Source organism: Pseudomonas sp. K5002, assembly GCF_013386655.1.
Classification (GTDB): Bacteria; Pseudomonadota; Gammaproteobacteria; order Pseudomonadales; family Pseudomonadaceae; genus Aquipseudomonas.
The window spans coordinates 1-325 of sequence record NZ_JACARK010001599.1 but is presented as its reverse complement, the minus strand read 5'-3'; the positions used below and the strand labels follow the sequence as shown (position 1 = coordinate 325).

At 63.4% G+C, this 325-nt stretch carries 1 protein-coding gene; it reads left to right on the top strand.

Features of this window, described 5'->3' with window-relative positions:
* Positions 1-325, top strand: a 325-nt coding sequence (locus HX846_RS38185; RefSeq protein WP_178967575.1) for an ATP-grasp domain-containing protein, incomplete at both ends; no start/stop codon positions are given.

The following is a 325-nucleotide window of genomic DNA, read 5'->3' as shown; positions in this document are numbered from 1 at the left end:
AAACCGCCGGCGTGCCGCTGGTGCCGGGTTACCACGGCGACGCCCAGGATCTGGAGACCTTCCGCCAGGCAGCCGAGCGTATCGGTTACCCGGTGCTGCTCAAGGCAACGGCAGGCGGCGGCGGCAAGGGCATGAAGGTGGTCGAGGACGTCAGCCAACTGGCCGAAGCGTTGGCCTCGGCACAGCGTGAAGCGCTGTCCTCGTTTGGCAATGCGCAGATGCTGGTGGAAAAGTATTTGCTCAAACCGCGTCACGTGGAGATCCAGGTGTTCGCCGACCAGCACGGTCACTGCCTGTACCTCAATGAGCGCGATTGCTCGATCCA